Origin of the sequence: Comamonas sp. AG1104, assembly GCF_003350425.1 — a bacterium.
Classification (GTDB): Bacteria; Pseudomonadota; Gammaproteobacteria; order Burkholderiales; family Burkholderiaceae_C; genus Comamonas; species Comamonas testosteroni.
In genome coordinates, this window is the sequence record NZ_QQAS01000006.1 from 152,594 (window position 1) to 170,776 (window position 18,183).

An 18,183-nucleotide genomic window follows, 5' to 3' on the forward strand; every position below is an offset into this window, starting at 1 on the left:
TTCATGTTCATTGACCTGACTCCCGAGCAGCATGCGCTGCGCCTGAAGTGCCGTGACTACTTTCAGGCGCTGATGACGCCCGAGCTCAAGGCCCGCATGCGCGGTGCAGAGGGCGGCGACGAGTACCGCGAACTGATCCGCAAGATGGGGCGTGACGGCTGGCTGGCCATAGGCTGGCCCAAGGAATTCGGAGGCCAGGGCCTGTCGGCCACCGAGCAGCTGATCTTCTTTGAGGAAGCGAATATCGCCGGGGCTCCCCTGCCATTCGTCACCATCAGCACCGTCGGCCCCGCGCTGATGGAGCATGGCACCGAGGTGCAGAAGAAGGAGTTTCTGCCGGGCATGGCCAGCGGCGACATCATCTTCGCCATTGGTTACTCCGAACCCGGAGCCGGCTCCGACCTCGCCATGCTCAAGACACAGGCTCAGCTGCAGGGCGATCTTCAGACCGGGCATTTCGTGGTCAACGGCCAGAAGCTGTGGACTTCGGGCATCGAATCTGCCGACTATGTGTGGCTGGCCGCGCGTACCAACCAGGAACTGGCTCGCCACAAGGGTATTTCCATCATGGTGGTGGATACCAGGGACAAGGGCTTTTCGCATACGCTGATTCAGACCGTTGGCAACTACACGGCAGCCACGTATTTCGACAACGTTGAAGTGCCCGCAGCACGTTTGATCGGCGAGCTCAATGGCGGCTGGAAGCTGATCACTGCACAGCTCAACCACGAGCGCCTGGGTCTGGGGGCCTGGTCGGACAAGGTGTTTGCTCCCTTCGTCAAGGTGCTGCAATGGGCCAAGGTCAAGGACGAGCAGGGCCGTCGCGCTGTCGATCAGGCCTGGGTCAGGCGCAGTCTGGCGCAGTGCTATGCCCGCCTTGAAGCCATGCGACTGACCAACTTCCGCATCGCGGCCAGTCTGGAAGCTGGTGCCATGGACGTGAGCCTGGCATCTGCCACCAAGGTCTATGGCTCGGAAGGCGTGGTCGAGGTGCTGCATCAATTGATGGACATCGTGGGCAGCAGCGCTCTGGTGCGTGGCGGCTCGGCCGCTTCCTATCTGATGGGCGAGCTGGAGTACGAGCTGCGCGCCTCCACCATCAACACCTTCGGTGGCGGCACGAACGAGATTCAGCGCGAGCTGATTGCCCAGTTCGGCCTCGGCATGCCGCGTCCTCAGCGCTGATCGAAGACATCTCACACATAACAAATACCAAGGAGACATGTGATGAGCGACACGACTGTGGTGTCGCGCGAGCAGACCCAGCTCAAGCTGGATCGTCGCGCGCCCATTGCGGCCAAGTACCTGGCCGATACGCCCTACACCATGGCCGATCGTCTGGAGGACTGTGCACGAGATTTCGGCGAGCGCATCTTTCTGACCGAAGGCGATGTGCGCTACACCTATGCGCAGTTCAACCAGCGCGCCAATCAGGTGGCACGTGCGTTGCATGAGCAGGGGGTGAGAAAGGGCGATGTGGTGGCCATGGCCATCGAGAATCGCCCGGCCTTTTTCTTTGCCTGGTTTGGCGTGGCCAAGCTGGGAGCCGTGGTGGCCTTCATCAACACCCATGTGATGGGCAAGCCTCTGACGCACGCACTGGAGGTGACCAAGGCCAGCCATGTGATCGTGGGCGAGGAATGTGCAGAGCGCTTTGCACAGACTGAAGGACTGAACACCGCGCTGAGCTACTGGCACTGGCCGGATAAAGTGCGCCCCGCCGCAGCGGGAGTTCTGCAGCAGTTCGGCTCTGATTTGCAGGCCCTGGCCATGAGCCGGGACGGCACGGCCGTACCGCTGGAGTGGCGCGAGGGCGTGGTGGCCGGCGATACGGCGCAGTACATATTCACCTCAGGGACCACCGGCCTTCCGAAGGCCGCGGTCATCAGTCATGCACGCTGGCTGATGGCGGGGGACTCCATGCAGCTGCTGTGGGAGATCACCAGGGATGACTGCTTCTATTGCTTTTTACCGCTCTACCACGGCGCGGCTTCCATGTCTCTGACGGCAACCGCCATGGCTGCAGGTGCACGCATCGTGGTGCGCCGCAAGTTCAGCCGCAGCGAGTTCTGGCGCGATATCCGCGCACATGGCATTACCTTTTGCCAGTACGTGGGGGAGATCTGCCGCTTCCTGCTCAGCGCGCCCGCCACGGACCGGGACCGGGAGCACAGCTTGCGCAAGATGGCCGGAACCGGCCTCACGCCCGAGATCTGGCAGCAATGGACGTCGCGTTTTGGCACCGTGTTCCAGATCTATGAAGGCTGGGGAGGCACGGAGTCCAACACCAATACCATCAATCTGGACAATCGCATCGGCTCCTGCGGCCGCGTTCCGTTCTGGGAAAAAACCAATCTGCGCCTGGTTCGCTACGACCAGGAAAAAGGCGACTACATCCGAGACGAAAACGGCTTTTTGCAATTGGCAGGCGTGAACGAGCCCGGCGAAGCCATCGGCATGGTCATCCAGTATCCCGGTGTGGTTGCTGGGCGCTTTGAAGGCTATACCAGCGAGGAGGCTTCCGAAAAGAAGCTGCTGCGCAATGTCTTCCAGCCGGGCGATGTGTGGTGGACATCGGGTGACCTGCTGCGCTGCGACGAAGACGGCTACTGCTGGTTTGTTGACCGTATCGGCGATACCTTCCGCTGGAAGAGCGAGAACGTCTCGACCATGGAGGTCGGCGATGCGCTGGGGGACTTCAAGGGCCTGGATGCGATTACCGTCTATGGCGTGCAGGTTGCCGGCCATGGCGGTCGTGCAGGCATGGCAGCCTTGGTGATGCATGAGGGTGCCGGGTTCGACCCCGGGGCCTTCTGGGAGCTGGCTATCTCCCGCCTGCCACGCTATGCAGCACCGCTGTTCGTGCGCCTGATGGATACGCCGGACATGACTGGCAACTACAAGCTGCGCAAGGTGGATCTGCAAAAGCAGGGCTATGACAGAGCTCAGACTGGCGACCCGCTGTTTGTACGCAATGACAAGCTGCAGACCTATGTGCCGCTGACCGCTGCAACGCTTGAAGAGGCTCTGCGTGGATAGCGCCGTCGCGCAGGAGCGCGTACGGGCCAAGCCCGCAGATGTGCTGCGTTATCCCTTTGCGCCGCCGGCATCCGATGGCAGCCATGTGGAGATCGTCCCCGGTCTGCTGTGGCTGCGCATGCCCATGCCCATGGCTCTTGATCACATCAATGTCTACCTGCTGCGTGACGGCGACGGCTGGGCGGTGGTGGATACAGGGCTGGGAATTCCCGGCACCTTCGAGCTGTGGGAGAAGATCTTCACGGAGAAATTGGCCGGTCAGCCGCTGACCCGTGTGATCTGCACCCACTGTCACTACGACCATGCGGGTGCCGCATGGTGGCTGCAGGAGCGCTTTGGCGTGCCGCTGCTCATGAGCTATGGGGAGTTCATGATGCTGCGCTCGCTGATGGGGCCACCGCCCGATCCTCTGCCCGAGGCGCATCGCGAGTTCTATGCGCGTGCCGGGGTGAGCAGCCAAGAGCTGGACGACATGCTGACTGCCATGCGCAAGGATCCGTTCATGCCGAGGCAACCCAGCCATTACCAGCGCATTCGTCCGGGTGAGGTGCTGCAGATCGGGGAGCGCCAGTGGCGCATTGTGCTGGGCGAGGGGCACTCGCCCGAGCATGCCTGTCTGTATTGCGAGGAAGACGGAATTTTGCTGGCCGGTGATCAGGTGCTGCCGCGCATCACCTCGAATGTGATGGTCAGCCCCATCGAGCCCGAGGGCAATCCGCTCAAACTCTGGATAGATTCGCTGCATCGTTTGCATGAGCTGCCGGCCGAGACCTTGGTGCTTCCATCGCACCAGGGCGTTTTCTACGGCCTGCACGAGCGCCTGGTGCAGGTGCTCGAACACCATGCCGAGCAGTTCGCACTGCTGACCGGACATCTGGGTCAGGTGGGGCAGGCAACGGCTGCCGAGCTGGTGCCCGTGCTCTTTCCCAGGCTGCGCAGCCCCGTGGATCGCCTGATGGCCCTAGGGGAAACGATAGCCCATTTGAACCTGCTTCACCAGGATGGAACGCTGCTGCGTACCTCGGGTGAAGGCAAGATTGCATATTTCTCGTTGGCCTGAGGTGAGGAAGCCATGACGGAACTCGAAACATTCAAACAAGAAGTGGCGCAGTGGCTGGAGGAGAACTGTCCTGCGAGCATGCGCCGGCCCATCGTTTCAGAGGAGATGGTCTGGGGCAGCTCCAGGCTGCAGTTTCTGAACGAGGATCAGAAACTGTGGTTCGAGCGCATGCGTGATCGTGGCTGGTTTGCACCTTCATGGCCGCGTGAATACGGCGGTGGTGGCCTCTCTCCCAGGGAGGCTCGTATCCTGGACACGGAGATGGCTCGTCTTGGCTGCCGTCAGCCCCAGTACAACCTGGGCGTGTGGATGCTGGGGCCGGTCCTGGTGGAGGTGGGGACGCATGAGCAAAAGCTCGAGCATCTGGTGCCCATGATGCGCGGCGAGCAGCGCTGGTGCCAGGGATTTTCGGAGCCCAATGCCGGCTCGGATCTGGCCAGCCTCAAGACCTCGGCCAGGCGGGTGACGGACGAGCAGGGCGAGGCCTATATCGTCAACGGGGGCAAGATCTGGACCTCGGACGGAGACAAGGGCGACTGGATGTATGCACTGGTGCGCACCAGCAGCGAAGGCAAGAAGCAGGATGGAATCAGCTTTTTGCTGATCGATATGAAGAGTCCCGGCGTCACGGTCAAGCCCATAGAGCTGATCAGCGGCAAGTCCAGTTTCTGTCAGGTCTTCTTTGACGACGTGCGGGTGCCTGTGCGGCAGCTTGTGGGCAAGGAAGGCGAAGGTTGGTCACTGGCCAAGAAGCTGCTCCAGCATGAGCGTGCAGCCATGTCCAAGTTCACGGAAGGTGGCGCGCCGTCGCACGATGCACTCAAGACCGCTTTGCCCTACATGGTGGACGAACATGGGCAGATCAGCGATGGTGCGCTGCGCGAGAAGCTGGCAGGACTGCTGATGGATGCACAGTCTTTTGCCCTGACCCATCGTCGGGTGACCGAGAAGGCTCTGGCGCGCCAGGACGTTGCTGGCCCCTCCAGCATCATGAAGCTGGTGCAGACCGAGCAGGAAGTTGCCAAGTACGAACTGCTGGAGCAGGTGCTGGGCCTGCGCGGTCTTGGCTGGGAGGCAGGCGATGACTTCACAGCCGATGAGATCGATGTAGGCCGTGCATGGCTGCGCTCCAAAAGCTACACGATTGCAGGCGGAAGCTCGGAAGTGCAACTGAACATCATTGCCAAGCGAGTGCTGGAATTGCCTTGACCCCCTGAGTCGCTGTGCGGCGACGGGGCTGCCTGGGCCCTTGCTCGCTGTCTCTGAGCTGGGCGGTGTCGGTCGCGCAGGCTGAGGATAACGAATTGAAATGGAGACAAGAATATGACCATGCTTTTGTCGCAAGAGCAGGAATTGCTCAAGGACAGCGCTGTTGCCTTTCTCGCGCAGGAAGCGCCCGTGGCCCAGCAGCGCCGTCTGCGGGATGACAAGGTGGAACAGGGCTTTGATACGCAGCTATGGCTGCAGATGGTGGAGATGGGCTGGCCCGTGGCGGTGCTGCCCGAGTCGCATGATGGGCTGGCTGCGGGCTACCTGGGCATGGGCGCCGTGTTTGAAGCCATCGGCCGAAACCTGTCGGCACAGCCGCTGCTGAGCCAGGCCGTGATCGCGCCTGAGCTGTTGATTCGCGCCGGCACCGCGGCTCAGCAGACGCAGTGGCTGCCCCTGCTTGCCAGTGGGCAGGCCAGGCTGGCACTGGCTCTGGATGAAAAGTCCGGCCAGCACCTTGCAGCCAGATTGAGCACGGTAGCCGAGCAGACCGGCACGGGCTGGTGCCTGAGCGGTGAAAAAGCCTTTGTGATGGATGGCGTGGGCGCCAATGGCTTTGTGGTGCTGGCGGCATCTGGCGAAGGTGCTCCCGGCCTGTGGCTGGTGCCAGCGGATGCGCAAGGTGTCAGCATCAAACCCATGAGCATGATTGACAGCCGCAACATGGCCCACGTGCAGTTCGACAAGGTGGAGTTGAGCGCTGATATGGCGTTGGTGGCCCGGCCTGCTGCTCAGGTGCTTGATGAAGTGCTGGACCGAGCCCGGTCCTGCCTGGCCGCCGAGTCTCTGGGCCTGCTGCGTGAGGTGTTTGATCGTACGGTGACCTATCTGAAGGAGCGCGTTCAGTTTGACGTGCAGATCGGCTCATTCCAGGCATTGCAGCATCGTGTGGCACGTTTGTATGTGGAGCTTGAGCTGCTGGAGAGCTGTGTGCTGGCAGCTTTAGAAGCCATTGATTCCGGTTTGGAGGCCAAGGTGCCCGAGCTGGTCAGTGCGGCCAAGGCCAAGTCATCAGACTTGTGCGAGAGGCTGTGCAACGAGGCGATCCAGTTGCATGGCGGCATCGGGGTGACGGATGAACTGGATATTGGCCTGTTCTTCAAGCGGGCACGCGTTTTGCAACGCCTGCTGGGCGACGGTGGCTATCACCGCAACCGCTTTGCACAATTGAAAGGTTTCTGAGATGAGCGATGCCTTGGTTTCCATGGGTGAAAAGATCAGGAACATTCGTGCGCAGCTGACTTCGCCGGGCGCACCTTTTGAAGTGCAGCAGGTCACGCTGTCGGATGGACGCAGCGTGGCAGCCTATCGCAATGCCTTTCAGAATCTGGCACAGGTAATCGATGCCGGCCGGGTTCATGGTGCGGCCGAGTTCATGGTCTATGGCGAGGATCGATGGACCTTTGACAGGTTCTTTGCAGCAGCCGATGCGCTGGCCAGTCGCTTGCAAAAGCAGTGCGGTCTCAAGTCCGGCGACCGTGTGGCCATAGCCATGCGCAACCGTCCCGAATGGGCCGTGGCTTTTGCTGCCACGGCCTTGCTTGGCGCAGTGCCGGTGCCTTTGAACAGCTTTGGCCTGAGCAGTGAGCTGATGGCCAATCTGGAGGACACCCGGCCGGTGATGCTGATCTGTGATGCGGACCGCCATGCTCGCATCAGCCAGGCCATTGCGCAGACGGCCATCAAGACGGTGGTGGTGGATGGCGAGGGGGGCGATATCAGCTGGGCGGAGTTGATCGCAGGCGGTCATGATGGCTTCGTGTCCCCGCAGCTCAGTGCCGATGAGCCTGCGCTGATTTTGTTCACATCGGGCGCCACCAGCCGTGCCAAAGGCGTGGAATCCACCCACCGCGCAGTGTGCCAGGGCATCTTCAATATCGACTTCATCGGTGCAGTGGCGGCCATGACATCGCCGGACGCCATCGCCGCCATCATGGCGCGACAGCTGCAGCCCACGACCTTGTCGGCAGTTCCTCTGTTTCATGTCAGCGGCCTGCATGCTCAGCTGCTGATCAGCCTGCGCCATGGCCGCCGTCTGATATTCATTCACCGCTGGGAGCCTGAGAAGGCAGTGGAGCTGATTCGCAAGGAAAAGGTCACGCAGTTCAATGGTGCGCCCAGCATGGTGCAGCAGCTCATTGGTCTGCCCGGCTTCGAGCTGCCTGAAAGCTCTGGCAACCTCTCCGGTGTGGGCTTTGGCGGAGCGGGCCTGCACCCGCGCCTGATCGATGAGGTGTTGGCCAAGTTCAAGGGGCGCATGTCGGGCATTGGATTTGGTCTGACTGAATCCAATGGCGTCTGTGCAGGCAGCTCGGGGCGCATGTTCGAGGCGCATCCTCGCAGCTCGGGGGTGCTGTCGCCCATCATCGAGGTACGAATTGCAGACCTGGATGGCACAGCCTTGCCTATCGGCGAGCCCGGTGAGATCTGGCTGCGTGGCGTGACCCTGATGGAGCGCTATTGCGGTGATGCAGAGGCCACCGCCAAGGCCATGCAGGGCGGATGGTTCCACACCGGAGACATAGGCGTTCTGGACGATGAAGGCTTTTTGACCATCGTCGATCGCATCAAGGACGTGATCAACCGCAGCGGAGAAAAGATTGCCGCGGCGGAGGTCGAGGCCTGTCTGCTGCAGCATGAGGCGCTGGAGGAGGCTGCGGTGTTTTCCATGCCGCATGAGGTCACGGGCGAGCAGGTCGTTGCCGTGGTGGTTGGAAAGTCCTGGAGTCAGGTTACTCCCGAGCTGCTTCGCGAGTTCGTGGCACAGCGTCTGGCGGGCTACAAGGTTCCCAGTCGAATCGTTGTGCGCGCGGAGCCTTTGCCTCGTAATCCCGCCGGCAAGATGCTCAAGGCATCGATTCGCAAGGAGTGCGCTCACCTGCTGACCTGATGTACGGAATCGGGTGGTCCTAGGACTTTCCCGATCACGCTCCGAAAGCCTGCTGCTGCTTCGTGCACCAGCAGGTTTTTTTCATTCGGGGAAGCGCTTCAGGTGACCCATGTGGACTAGGTCGCTAGGGTCTGTCAGTAGTCAACTCAGACGATGGTTGAAGAGGCCTGCTGACGCAGTATGCAACTGCCTGCAAACGGCAAAACCAATGGGGCGATGCGAGGCAATGCAACTCGTTTGTAGCACCCGCCAAAAATAAGTTCTAGAACCTAGGAGACAGAGATGAAGTTTGTGACAGCCAAGACTCCACTCGCCGCGGCAGTGGGTTTGATGGTGGCGACGTCGGTATGGGCGAAGGTGCCGGCGAACGAGGCAGAGCAGCTGGGCAAGGAATTGACATGCGTGGGTGCCATCAAGGCTGGCAACAAGGACGGCACGATCCCTGAGTTCACCGGCAAGTGGGTAGGCGCCCCCGCAGGTGTATCTCATGTGCAAGCCACCGGCAAGCACCCCGTGGACATTTATGCCGATGAGAAGCCGATTGCGGTGATCACTGCTGAGAACGTTGACAAGTACGGGGACAAGCTCAGCGACGGCCAGAAAGCCATGTTCAAGAAGTACCCCAAAACCATGCAGATTCAGGTCTACAAGGGTCATCGTGACTTCCGCTACACCGATGAAGTCTGTGCGGTTGCCAAGAAGAACGCACTGGAATCGGAGGTAAATCCCGACGGCAACAGCATCAAGGGAAGCCTGGGAGCCATCAACTTCCCGATTCCCAAGACCGGCCTGGAAGTGATCTGGAACAACCTGCTGCCCACACGTGCCTACAACGAGCACATTGTTCGCGATATGGCGAATGTGATGTCTGATGGCTCCATTGCCTGGGGTCGCCAGGAGAACATCAATCTGAGCTTGGACAACCTGCCCTCCAGCCTTGGCAAGCCTGTGGAAGGTGTGATGGCCTATAGCCGCACTCGTGTGCTGGCTCCAGAGCGCGAAAAGGGTGGTGTGACCCACACGGTTGAACCTGTGAACTTTGCCAAGGACAAGCGTCTGGCATGGTCTTACGACCCCGGTACACGCCGCGTGCGCCAGGTGCCCGAGTACGGCTTCGACCAGCCCATGCCTGGCACCGGCGGCAAGCTGACGATTGACTCCGATCGCCTGGCCAATGGCTCGCCGGAGCGCTACAACTGGAAGTTGCTGGGCAAGAGGGAGATGTATATCCCCGCCAACAACTTCAAGATTCACCAGCCCACGGTGAAGTACGCCGACCTGCTCAAGCAGGGGCACGCCAACCCTGACTTCATGCGCTACGAGCTGCGCAGAGTCTGGGTCGTGGAAGGCACGCTCAAGGAAGGCTTCCGCCATGTCTATGGCAAGCGTGTGCTGTTCGTTGACGAGGATACCGGCCAGGCCGTGGCATCCGATATGTATGACACACGTGGCCAGCTGTGGCAGCACGCGTTCATCAACTATTACTACTCGCCCGATATCAAGGCCTGGCACGCAGGAACTTCCTTCTATCACGACCTCAATTCCGGTGGGTACATGGGCTACAACTTGTTCCAGGAACGTCCTAAGGGACCCATTCTGAACAAGGGCGACCTGACCCCTGCCATGTTCACGCCCGAAGCCGCACGCAACGTGGGCAACTAAGTTTTATCAACGAGCGACTCATCATGAAAAACAATATGAAGAAACTCACTCCCATCGCAGTGGCGGCGCTGCTGTCCCTGGGTATGGGGACTGTGCACGCGGGGGAGACTGTCGATCTGGGCGATGGTCTGAAGTTCGACTGGCGCCTGAACGTGAGCTATGGCCTGGGTGTTCGTTTGGACAACCCGTCGCCGGTGCTGAACACGGACGGCAACAACAACTTCAAGAAGGGTGCGCTGACGGCCAATCGCCTGGGCGCTGTCTGGGAGAGCAAGCTGTCCAAGGGCGACAGCGGTTTTGTGCTCAATGCCAGTACTTTCTACGACGACGTTTACCACCAGCGTAACGACAACAAGGGTCCGATCAGCACGGCCGGTCCCGTGGACGAGTTCAACTCTGCTGCCAAGCGCTATGGCGGCGGATATTCGCGCCTTCTGGATACCTACGCCTACACCAGCTTCAACATGGGAGAGACCCGTGCCACGGTGCGTCTGGGCAAGCAGGTGGTGAACTGGGGCGAGTCCATGTACTTTGCCAATATCGCTGCGGCCCAGGGCCCCAGCGATGCGGCAAAGGCCGCTTCGCCTGGCGCTGAGGTCAAGGAAATCCTTCTGCCGGAAGATCAGATCTCTGCTTCGCTGGAAGTCAGTCCCAAGCTCTCGCTGCTGGGTCACTACCAGTTCGGCTTCCACGAGACGCTGCTGCCTGCTCCCGGCATGTACACCAGCACCAGCAATGCCCTGGGTCCCGGCGCCTCCTGCCTGGGTGTCTACAACGGCGCGACCTGCCGAGGCCTGCGACGCGGCAATGACATCCGTCCCAGCAGCTCGGGCCAGTGGGGCATCGGCGGTCGCTATCGCGTCACCGACGAGACGGAAGTCGGCCTGTACTACCTGAACTACAACGACCGCACTCCCTCGCTGGTCGTGAACATGAACGGCGCGATACCGACTGGCTACCAGGTTCGCTATTTCGACGACATCAAGATGCTGGGAACGACGGTCAGCACGACCTTCGGAAAGTTCTCTGCATTTGGTGAAGCCAGCTATCGCAAGGGTACGCCAGTGCTCAACGGCAATGGTGTGGCGGTGCGTGGCGATGTGGTGCAGGGTAACGTCGGCGGTATCTTCAATATCGGACGCACAGGTATCGCGGACGACATGTCCCTGGCTGCCGAAATTTCCGGCTCTCGCGTGATCAGTGTGGCCGATGGCAGCTCTACCGATAACCTGAGCTTCAAGACCCGCAACTCCCTGGTGGCCGGTGCGACCCTGACGCTGGGCTATCCCGGCATCTTCGAAGGCTGGGATCTGAGCATCCCCATCAGCTATCAGTCGCAACTGCGCGGCCGCTCTCTGGTCGGCACCTTCGGCGGCGGCCAGAGCGACAGCCGGTTGAGCATTGGCGCGACTTTTGTTCGTAAGAGCAATTTCTCGATCAACGTAGCCTACATCAACTACCTGGGCAATCCTTCTGCCGATTCCCTGCGTGCACGTCCGCTGGCCGACCGCGACCAACTGTCTGTTACCGCCAAGTACTCGTTCTGAACCACACCAACGAGCCAACACCACAAAAGCCCGGCTCTCCGGGCTTTTGTGTTTGAAAGGGGCGCAAGCGAATGCAAATACTGACCGGAAAATGGGTGGCCCCTATGGGAGCTGCAGCCCTGAGCCTGATGAGCAGTGCGGCATCAGGACAGCATCTGTTCGATGCTTTGCCTCCTTTGCCCAAGGTTGCTCCCTTGATGGCTCCTACGGAGCTGCATGGTGATACACAAGGCGATATCCGCTTCAAGTCCAGCAGCCCGTATGACCTCGATGTGCTGCTCAGCCAGCCTGCCAAGGCAGAGGCAACCATGGGTATGGGAAAGCTGTTCCTGCCCAAGGGGGCCAGCGAAAAAAAGCAGGTGCCGGCCATGGTTGTCCTGCCAGGTGGCGCGGGGGCCATTCCCGGGCGCGAGAGCGAAACGGCCCAGATGCTGGCTGACAACGGCATAGCTGCGCTGTTGGTCGATAACTTCAAGCCGCGTGGCATCAGTGAAGACATGCCGTATGCGCTCAAGATCATGGGGACCTCCGAGTTCGATGCCGTGGCCGATGCCTATGCCGCACTCAAGGCCTTGAACAAGCACCCCGCCATCGATGGCTGGCGTATCGGGGTGATGGGATTTTCCAAGGGCGGAATTGCGGCACGCATGAGCCTGGATGCACGCATTCGCGACAAGCTGGCGCCTTTCATCCAGCCTTTTGCCTTGCATGTGGACTTTTACGGGCCTTGCTATGCGCTGCTTCAGTCCCGCAAGACCACGGGTTCGCCCTTGCTCAGCTTCAGAGCAGGGGAGGATGCATCGAATGATCTGGTGGCCTGTGCTCAGCAGGAAAAAATCCTGCGTGAGGCGGGCTCCGAAGTCAGTACCGTGGTCTATGCCAGGGCCGGCCATGATTGGGAGAGCGACAAGCCACGCGAGATGACGAATCGTCCTTACCTGGCCGGCTGCACGATAGAGTTCAACGACAAGGACTTTCCCGTCCTCAATGGCCAGCCGCTGATTCCCGCCGGGGCCCAGTCCGATCGCCAGACGCGCTACAGGATTCGGGTGCAAAGCGGCAAAGCGCTGGGGGACTGCGTCAAGGTCGGCTATATCGCCGGACGCGATGAAACAGCACGCAGTCTGGCCGGCAAGCAGTTGCTGCAGTTTCTCAAGGTAAAGTTCGAGCAGTAGACAGGACTCGGCGGGAAACAGGAAGGCCAGCAAATGCTGGCCTTTTTCAAGTGTCAAATTTGCCTGAAGTTCTTTTTCATGAACCGTAGGCTTCTAGCAATTGAGTCGTGCGGAAACAAAAAAAGCCGCGCAGCATGGCCGCGCGGCTTGATTGATGGCGTGTGGCAGCTCAGGCGGCGGGTTGCAGCACGCTGCGATCGCCGATCTCCAGCAGCATCGTCATGCTGCGCTTCTGGATGCGCCAGCCTTCGGGCAGCCTTACCCATTCGTCTTCATAGAAGCCGATGGCGTCGTAGCGCAGGTGACCGCGCTGGCCCAGACCTTGATGCGCGGCGCGCACCTGAATCCTGCTGAGCGGGCGCTGCGGGTCGCTGGCATCGACTTCCAGATTGCCCAGCAGGTGCTGGGTGGGGCCGCAGCCGTCAAGGTGGGTGCTGATCATGCGGCGGACCTTGGCGATCCCTTCGCAGATGTAGCTGCCACCGTAGACCGTGCTGCAGTCGGGTGTGAACACCTGCTGCAGCAAGTCCCAGTTGCGTGTGTCGCAGGCCGTGGCGTAGCGGGTCAGGGTCTGGGCCAGAGCATGTTCAAGAAGAACCTGCTCCAGCGTGCTTGTTGCGGTCTGCATCACACTTTTCCGTTCACGGATGACTGGGGTTCGGGTTTGAGCATGCCGCCTGCGTGGCTGATGCCGCCGGCGCTGCCTGCAGCATGGGCATGTCTGGGTTGCCGCTGCAGGCGCTTGACGCGTGCCCTGGCTTCCGCTGCGCCCACATTCAGCCAGTAGGCCATGGCAGGCAGCAGGAAGATCGCGCCCAGCATGTTCACCAGGAACATGAAGGCCAGCAAGATGCCCATGTCGGCCTGGAACTTCAGTGCCGAGAAAGCCCAGGTGCCCACGCCTATGGACATGGTCAGCGCTGTGAAGATGGCGGCATTGCCACGTTGGCGCATGGCTTCATAGAAGGCCTCGCGCAGCGTGATGTCTCGCTCGCGCAGCTCGTGTTGCATGCTCTCGAACAGGTAGATGCCGTAGTCCACACCCACACCTACGCCCAGGGCCACGACTGGCAGCGTAGGGACCTTCAGGCCAATGCCCAGCATGGCCATCAAGGCATTGCAGAGTATGGAGACGATGGCCAGGGGAACGACGATACACAGCACGGCGCGCCAGCTGCGGAAGGTCAGCCAGCACAGCAGCGTGATGGCGCCGAAGATGGAGCCCAGCATCTGCACTTCGGCATGTTCCACGGCCTCGTTGGTCGCGACCGCCACGCCGGCGTTGCCGCCAGCCAGCAGGAACTTGACGTTGGGCGTCTTGTCTGCAGCGATGAAACCACGCACTTCATTGACGACATGGGTCAGCGTGGCGCCTTCGTGGTCCTTGAGGAAGACCTGCAGATTGATGACCTTGCAGCCCTCGGTGTTCAGGCCCAGATCGGGAGAAAGTGCCTTGGCACCCGAACGCAACGCGGCTTCGGTGCGCTGCAGAGCTGCCCAGCGGGGGTTGCCCTCGTTGTTGCTGGACGCCGCGATCTTGGCCAGACCGGAGACGCTGGAGACCGATTGCACGCCGTCAACCCGGCGCATGCGCGATTCAAAGCGCTCCACGGCGTTCATCACCTGCCAGTTAAGGCAGCCTTCGTCGAGGTTGGAGGTTTCGACGAAGACGGACAGCACGTCCATGCCTATGGAGTAGCTGCCGATGATGGTGTCGTTGTCACGGTTGTAGCGCGACTCGGCGCGCAACTCGGGAGCGCCCGTGCCCACGTCACCTGTCAGCAGATTGCGCGATTCGTAGGTGCCGGCGGCCAGCAGCAGCAGCGACACCACCAGAGTCAGCATTGCGGGCTTGCCTTCGGACAGTGCCGACAGTTTCCACCAGATGGGGTTACGGCCGTTGGCGGAGGAGGAGGGGGCTTGCATGGCCTTTTTTTCCAGGCGCAAATTGGCCAGCACTGCGGGCAGGAACACCTTGTTGGTGATGATCATCAGCAGCACGCCCATGCAGGCGGTCACGCCCAGCTCGTGCACGATGGGGATGTCGATCAGCATGATGACCATGAAGCCCAGAGCATTGGTCAGCAGCGCCAGAGCGCCGGGAATGGCCAGCTTGCGAATCGCGTTCTCGGCGGCCAGCCTGGAGCTCAGGCCGGCGCGCACATCATGCTTCCAGGCTCCGGTCATCTGCACGGCATGGGATACACCGATGGAGAAGATCAGAAAGGGAACCAGGATCGACATGGGGTCGATGCCGTAGCCGATCAGCGGCAAAATGCCCAACAGCCAGATCACGGGCAGCAGTGCCACGGCCAGGCCCACCACTGTGAGGTTGGTGGACTTGGTATACATGCGCAGCATGATGGCGGTGATGACGAACGCAATGGCGAAGAAGGTCATCACGGTGGTCAGGCCGTCCATCACATCGCCGAGTACCTTGGAAAAACCAATGATGTGGATGGATATGTCCTTGCCTTCGAACTTGCTGCGGATCTCTTCCAGGCGCTGCGCAACCTTGTGATAGTCGAGTTTTTCTCCAGTCTTTGGGTCGACCTCGAGCAGGTCGGCGCGCACCATGGCGGACTTCAGGTCGTTGCTGACCAGAGAGCCGATCTGACCGGACTTGGCCACGTTGGAGCGTACCTGGGCCAGGCCTTGTTCGTTGGCCTCGAAGCGGGAAGGAATCAGCACCTCGCCCACGTAGCCGTCTTCGGTGATCTCGATGTATTTCACGTTCGGTGTGAACAGCGAATACACCTGACCGCGGTTGACGCCGGGGGTGAAGAAGACCTCGTCCGTCACGCCACGCAGTGCTTCGAGGAATTCCTTGTTATAGATATCGCCTTGCCGGCCCTTCCATTCCACGCTCACCAGAATGCGGTTGGCGCCCGAGAAGGTGGCTGCATGCTTGAGAAATGCCGTCATGTACTCATGACGCATGGGGATCAACTTGTTGAAGCCCGGATCCAGGTGCGTACGCATGGCCGAGACAGCCAGCAGTGCCGTGGCAATCAGCGTCAGCACGACGATGGACTTGCTCCACGAGATCAGCCAGCGTGCTGTGGATGCAATAAACCGGTCCAGCCGGCTGGTGGGTTCGCTCAGAGTCATTGTGTCGCTCCTGGGTCAGCCTGAGCGGCTGCCTTGGCTTGGTGTGGTGGGGGAAAGGGTTGCAGGCCTGAGTCGCTGGACATCCAGCCGCTGTCGGGGCCGGTCAGAACGATGTCGGTCAGGGTGGCGCGGCCCTTGGCGCGCTGCAGGCTGAAGCTCTTGCCGCCGTCCTTGCTCAGGCCGAGCATGCTGCCTTGTCCTACCAGGATGATGGTTCCGTCCTTTTCCTGGGCATGGCCAAAGAAGGAGACCGGAGCCTGAATCGTCGACTTCATCCATTGCGCGCCCGGTGCGGTCTGCACAAAGGCGTTGCCGCGCATGCCATAGATCAGCCAGCCGCCGTCGCGAGTGGGCATGGCGTTGTAGAACGAGCCTTTGTAGAACTCGGGCTCGACCTGCCAGCTTTGGCCAGCGTCGTCAGACTTGATGACCAGGCCGCGCTCGCCCACGATCAGCCAGTTTTTGCCATCTTCGGAGCTGGCAATGCGGTTCATGTGCTTGTCTTCAACTTCTGCGGGCAGGGCCAGTGGCCCCCAGGTCTGGCCGTTGTCCTTGGTGGTGATGGCGCGGCCAAAGGCGCCTACGCTGATCCAGTCGCCCGAAGGAAGGCGCGCGATCGACATCAGAGGCTCTCCGTTCTCCTTGGAGAAAGCGACTTCCTCCCAGGTGCTTCCGCCGTCCTTGGTGCGCAGAATCCAGCCTTCGTGGCCCACGGCGAAGCCGGTTTTCTTGTCGGGAGCAAAAGCCATGCTGACGATGAGCGCCTGACGCTGCTCTTTGAGCTGGGCCTGCTGCCAGTGAGCACCCTTGTCGTCCGAGTACAGGATTTCACCGATTGCGCCGGCGGTCAGCAGACGATCGCCCACCTGCGTGATGGTGTTGAAGTGACTGCGCTCGATGCCAATGGTGGTGGGGGCCAGGGGGGGCGGTGTGCGGGGTGCAAAGGCGAGCGCTGAGGCAAAGGCCACCAATGCTGCTGCGCCTATACCGACGGCTGTTTTCACGTTGTCTCCTTGTTGATTCGTACACGCTGTGCATGTATTGCAAACACGGGTGCAGGTTCTTGATTTGGAGCTTCTGCAACATCGTCCGAATGGACGTTTGCCCGGAGAATTAGGGGTATGTACGGGGCCGGCTTTTTAGTCTCTACAGACGATGGATTCGGTCTGCTTCATTTACACAATGAATGCACACTTTCTTGGTAAGGGAGACATATGGGTTTGCAAGGAAAAGCGGCGCTGGTTGGCGTCGCGCAGTACAAGCCGCAGAAGTACGCAACGGCGCCGCGCATGTTCCATCTGGAGCAGGTTGCCGACCTGACGCTGCAGGCTCTGGAGGACGCCGGCATGGAGCTGTCCGAAGTGGACGGCCTGATCACCAGCGCCCCGCACTTTCATGAAGCCAGCTGCTTTGTGCCGGCCATGGCTGGCGAGTACCTGGGCGTGCGCCTGAACTTTGCCGAAGTCGTGGACCTGGGGGGGGCCAGCTCCGTGGCCATGGTCTGGCGTGCGGCGGCTGCGATCGAGCTGGGGCTGTGCAACACCGTGGTCTGCGTGCTGCCGTCGCGCATGGCACCGATCTCCGAACATGACGACCACATCAAGGAGGTCATGAAGGCCAGCCGCTTCGGCGGCCACAGCACCCGCTTTGGAGCGCCCGAGGCCGAGATGGACCTGCCCTACGGTCACATGGCACAGAACACCGGCTATGCCATGATTGCCCAGCGCTACGGCGCGGTCCATGGCTACGACGCGGCCGCTCTGGCGCGCATTTGCGTGGACCAGCGCTTCAATGCCTGTCACAACCCCGATGCCATGTTCTACGGTCAGCCCATCACCGTGGATGACGTGCTGAACTCGCGCATGGTGGCCGACCCTCTGCATGTGCTGGAAATCGTGCTGCCGGCTGCGGGCGGCGGCGCCATGATCGTCACCCGTTCTGATCGCGCCAGAACGACCAGACACCGCCCCGTCAGCATCGTCGGCTGCGGCGAGCATGTGAGCAGCAAGTCGCCCACCTATATGGCCGACATGCTCCAGACCCCCATCGGTCCGGCCTCTGCCAAGGCTTTCGAAATGGCGGGCATGCGCCCTTGCGACATGCATATGGCGCAGATCTATGACTGCTACACGATTACCGTGATGCTGACGCTGGAGGACGCGGGCTTTTGCGAGAAGGGCAAGGGCATGGACTTTCTGCGCAACAATGATTTCACCTTCAAGGGCAACTTCCCCATGAACACCCATGGCGGCCAGCTGAGCTTCGGCCAGTCCGGCACGGCGGGCGGCATGTCCCAGGTGATCGAAGCAGTGCACCAGATTCAGGGACGTGCCGGCGACAGGCAGCTGGGTCGCAACGATCTGGCCTATGTGTCCGGCACCGGTGGCGTGATGAGCGAGCAGGGCGCCTTGATCCTGCGGGGAGCATAAG

Annotated in this window: 13 protein-coding genes; 10 read left to right on the plus strand and 3 right to left on the minus strand. The window is 60.8% G+C overall.

Annotation, left to right across the window (positions count from 1 at the left end; translation table 11 throughout):
- Positions 1 to 3: 3 nt before the first annotated feature.
- From DFO48_RS18195 to DFO48_RS18235, 9 genes are all read left to right on the plus strand, one after another.
- The gene (locus DFO48_RS18195; protein WP_114864355.1) at positions 4 to 1,185 is read left to right on the plus strand and encodes an acyl-CoA dehydrogenase family protein; all 1,182 of its coding nucleotides are present in this window, start codon (positions 4 to 6) and stop codon (positions 1,183 to 1,185) included.
- 42 nt (positions 1,186 to 1,227) lie between these two features.
- Complete coding sequence (locus tag DFO48_RS18200) at positions 1,228 to 3,039, plus strand: long-chain-acyl-CoA synthetase (protein WP_114864356.1); 1,812 nt, start codon at positions 1,228 to 1,230, stop codon at positions 3,037 to 3,039.
- Positions 3,032 to 4,099 carry an MBL fold metallo-hydrolase gene (locus DFO48_RS18205; RefSeq protein ID WP_114864357.1) on the plus strand — a complete coding sequence of 356 codons (1,068 nt, stop codon included), beginning with the start codon at positions 3,032 to 3,034 and terminating at the stop codon, positions 4,097 to 4,099. The genes DFO48_RS18200 and DFO48_RS18205 overlap by 8 nt, the downstream gene beginning before the upstream one ends.
- Positions 4,100 to 4,111: 12 nt before the next feature.
- Positions 4,112 to 5,308: an acyl-CoA dehydrogenase family protein gene (locus DFO48_RS18210; RefSeq protein ID WP_114864358.1), complete on the plus strand. Its 1,197-nt coding sequence runs from the start codon at positions 4,112 to 4,114 to the stop codon at positions 5,306 to 5,308.
- Positions 5,309 to 5,422: 114 nt separating this feature from the next.
- The gene (locus DFO48_RS18215; protein ID WP_114864359.1) at positions 5,423 to 6,550 is read left to right on the plus strand and encodes an acyl-CoA dehydrogenase family protein; all 1,128 of its coding nucleotides are present in this window, start codon (positions 5,423 to 5,425) and stop codon (positions 6,548 to 6,550) included.
- A gap of 1 nt (position 6,551) precedes the next feature.
- A complete protein-coding gene (locus DFO48_RS18220) occupies positions 6,552 to 8,258 on the plus strand; it encodes a class I adenylate-forming enzyme family protein (protein WP_114864360.1) in 1,707 nt (568 codons plus the stop codon).
- A 282-nt stretch (positions 8,259 to 8,540) separates the two neighbouring features.
- Positions 8,541 to 9,920 (plus strand): DUF1329 domain-containing protein, encoded by a 1,380-nt coding sequence (locus tag DFO48_RS18225; protein WP_114864361.1) that lies wholly within the window; start codon positions 8,541 to 8,543, stop codon positions 9,918 to 9,920.
- Positions 9,921 to 9,955: 35 nt separating this feature from the next.
- The gene (locus DFO48_RS18230) at positions 9,956 to 11,467 is read left to right on the plus strand and encodes a DUF1302 domain-containing protein (protein WP_233506446.1); all 1,512 of its coding nucleotides are present in this window, start codon (positions 9,956 to 9,958) and stop codon (positions 11,465 to 11,467) included.
- 71 nt (positions 11,468 to 11,538) lie between these two features.
- A complete protein-coding gene (locus tag DFO48_RS18235; protein WP_233506447.1) occupies positions 11,539 to 12,642 on the plus strand; it encodes a dienelactone hydrolase family protein in 1,104 nt (367 codons plus the stop codon).
- 169 nt (positions 12,643 to 12,811) lie between these two features.
- Here the strand turns inward: DFO48_RS18235 and DFO48_RS18240 are convergent, their stop codons facing one another.
- From DFO48_RS18240 to DFO48_RS18250, 3 genes are read right to left on the minus strand one after another with little or no spacing between them, the layout of a single operon-like run.
- The gene (locus DFO48_RS18240; protein ID WP_114864364.1) at positions 12,812 to 13,270 is read right to left on the minus strand and encodes a nuclear transport factor 2 family protein; all 459 of its coding nucleotides are present in this window, start codon (positions 13,268 to 13,270) and stop codon (positions 12,812 to 12,814) included.
- Positions 13,270 to 15,753 (minus strand): RND family transporter, encoded by a 2,484-nt coding sequence (locus tag DFO48_RS18245; RefSeq protein WP_114864365.1) that lies wholly within the window; start codon positions 15,751 to 15,753, stop codon positions 13,270 to 13,272. The genes DFO48_RS18240 and DFO48_RS18245 overlap by 1 nt, the downstream gene beginning before the upstream one ends.
- Positions 15,750 to 16,757 (minus strand): YCF48-related protein, encoded by a 1,008-nt coding sequence (locus DFO48_RS18250; RefSeq protein WP_114864366.1) that lies wholly within the window; start codon positions 16,755 to 16,757, stop codon positions 15,750 to 15,752. The genes DFO48_RS18245 and DFO48_RS18250 overlap by 4 nt, the downstream gene beginning before the upstream one ends.
- A gap of 210 nt (positions 16,758 to 16,967) precedes the next feature.
- On the opposite strand from DFO48_RS18250, the gene DFO48_RS18255 reads away from it, so the two are divergent.
- On the plus strand, positions 16,968 to 18,182 hold the full coding sequence (locus DFO48_RS18255; RefSeq protein ID WP_114864367.1) for a thiolase family protein: 1,215 nt from the start codon (positions 16,968 to 16,970) through the stop codon (positions 18,180 to 18,182).
- Position 18,183: the final 1 nt, after the last annotated feature.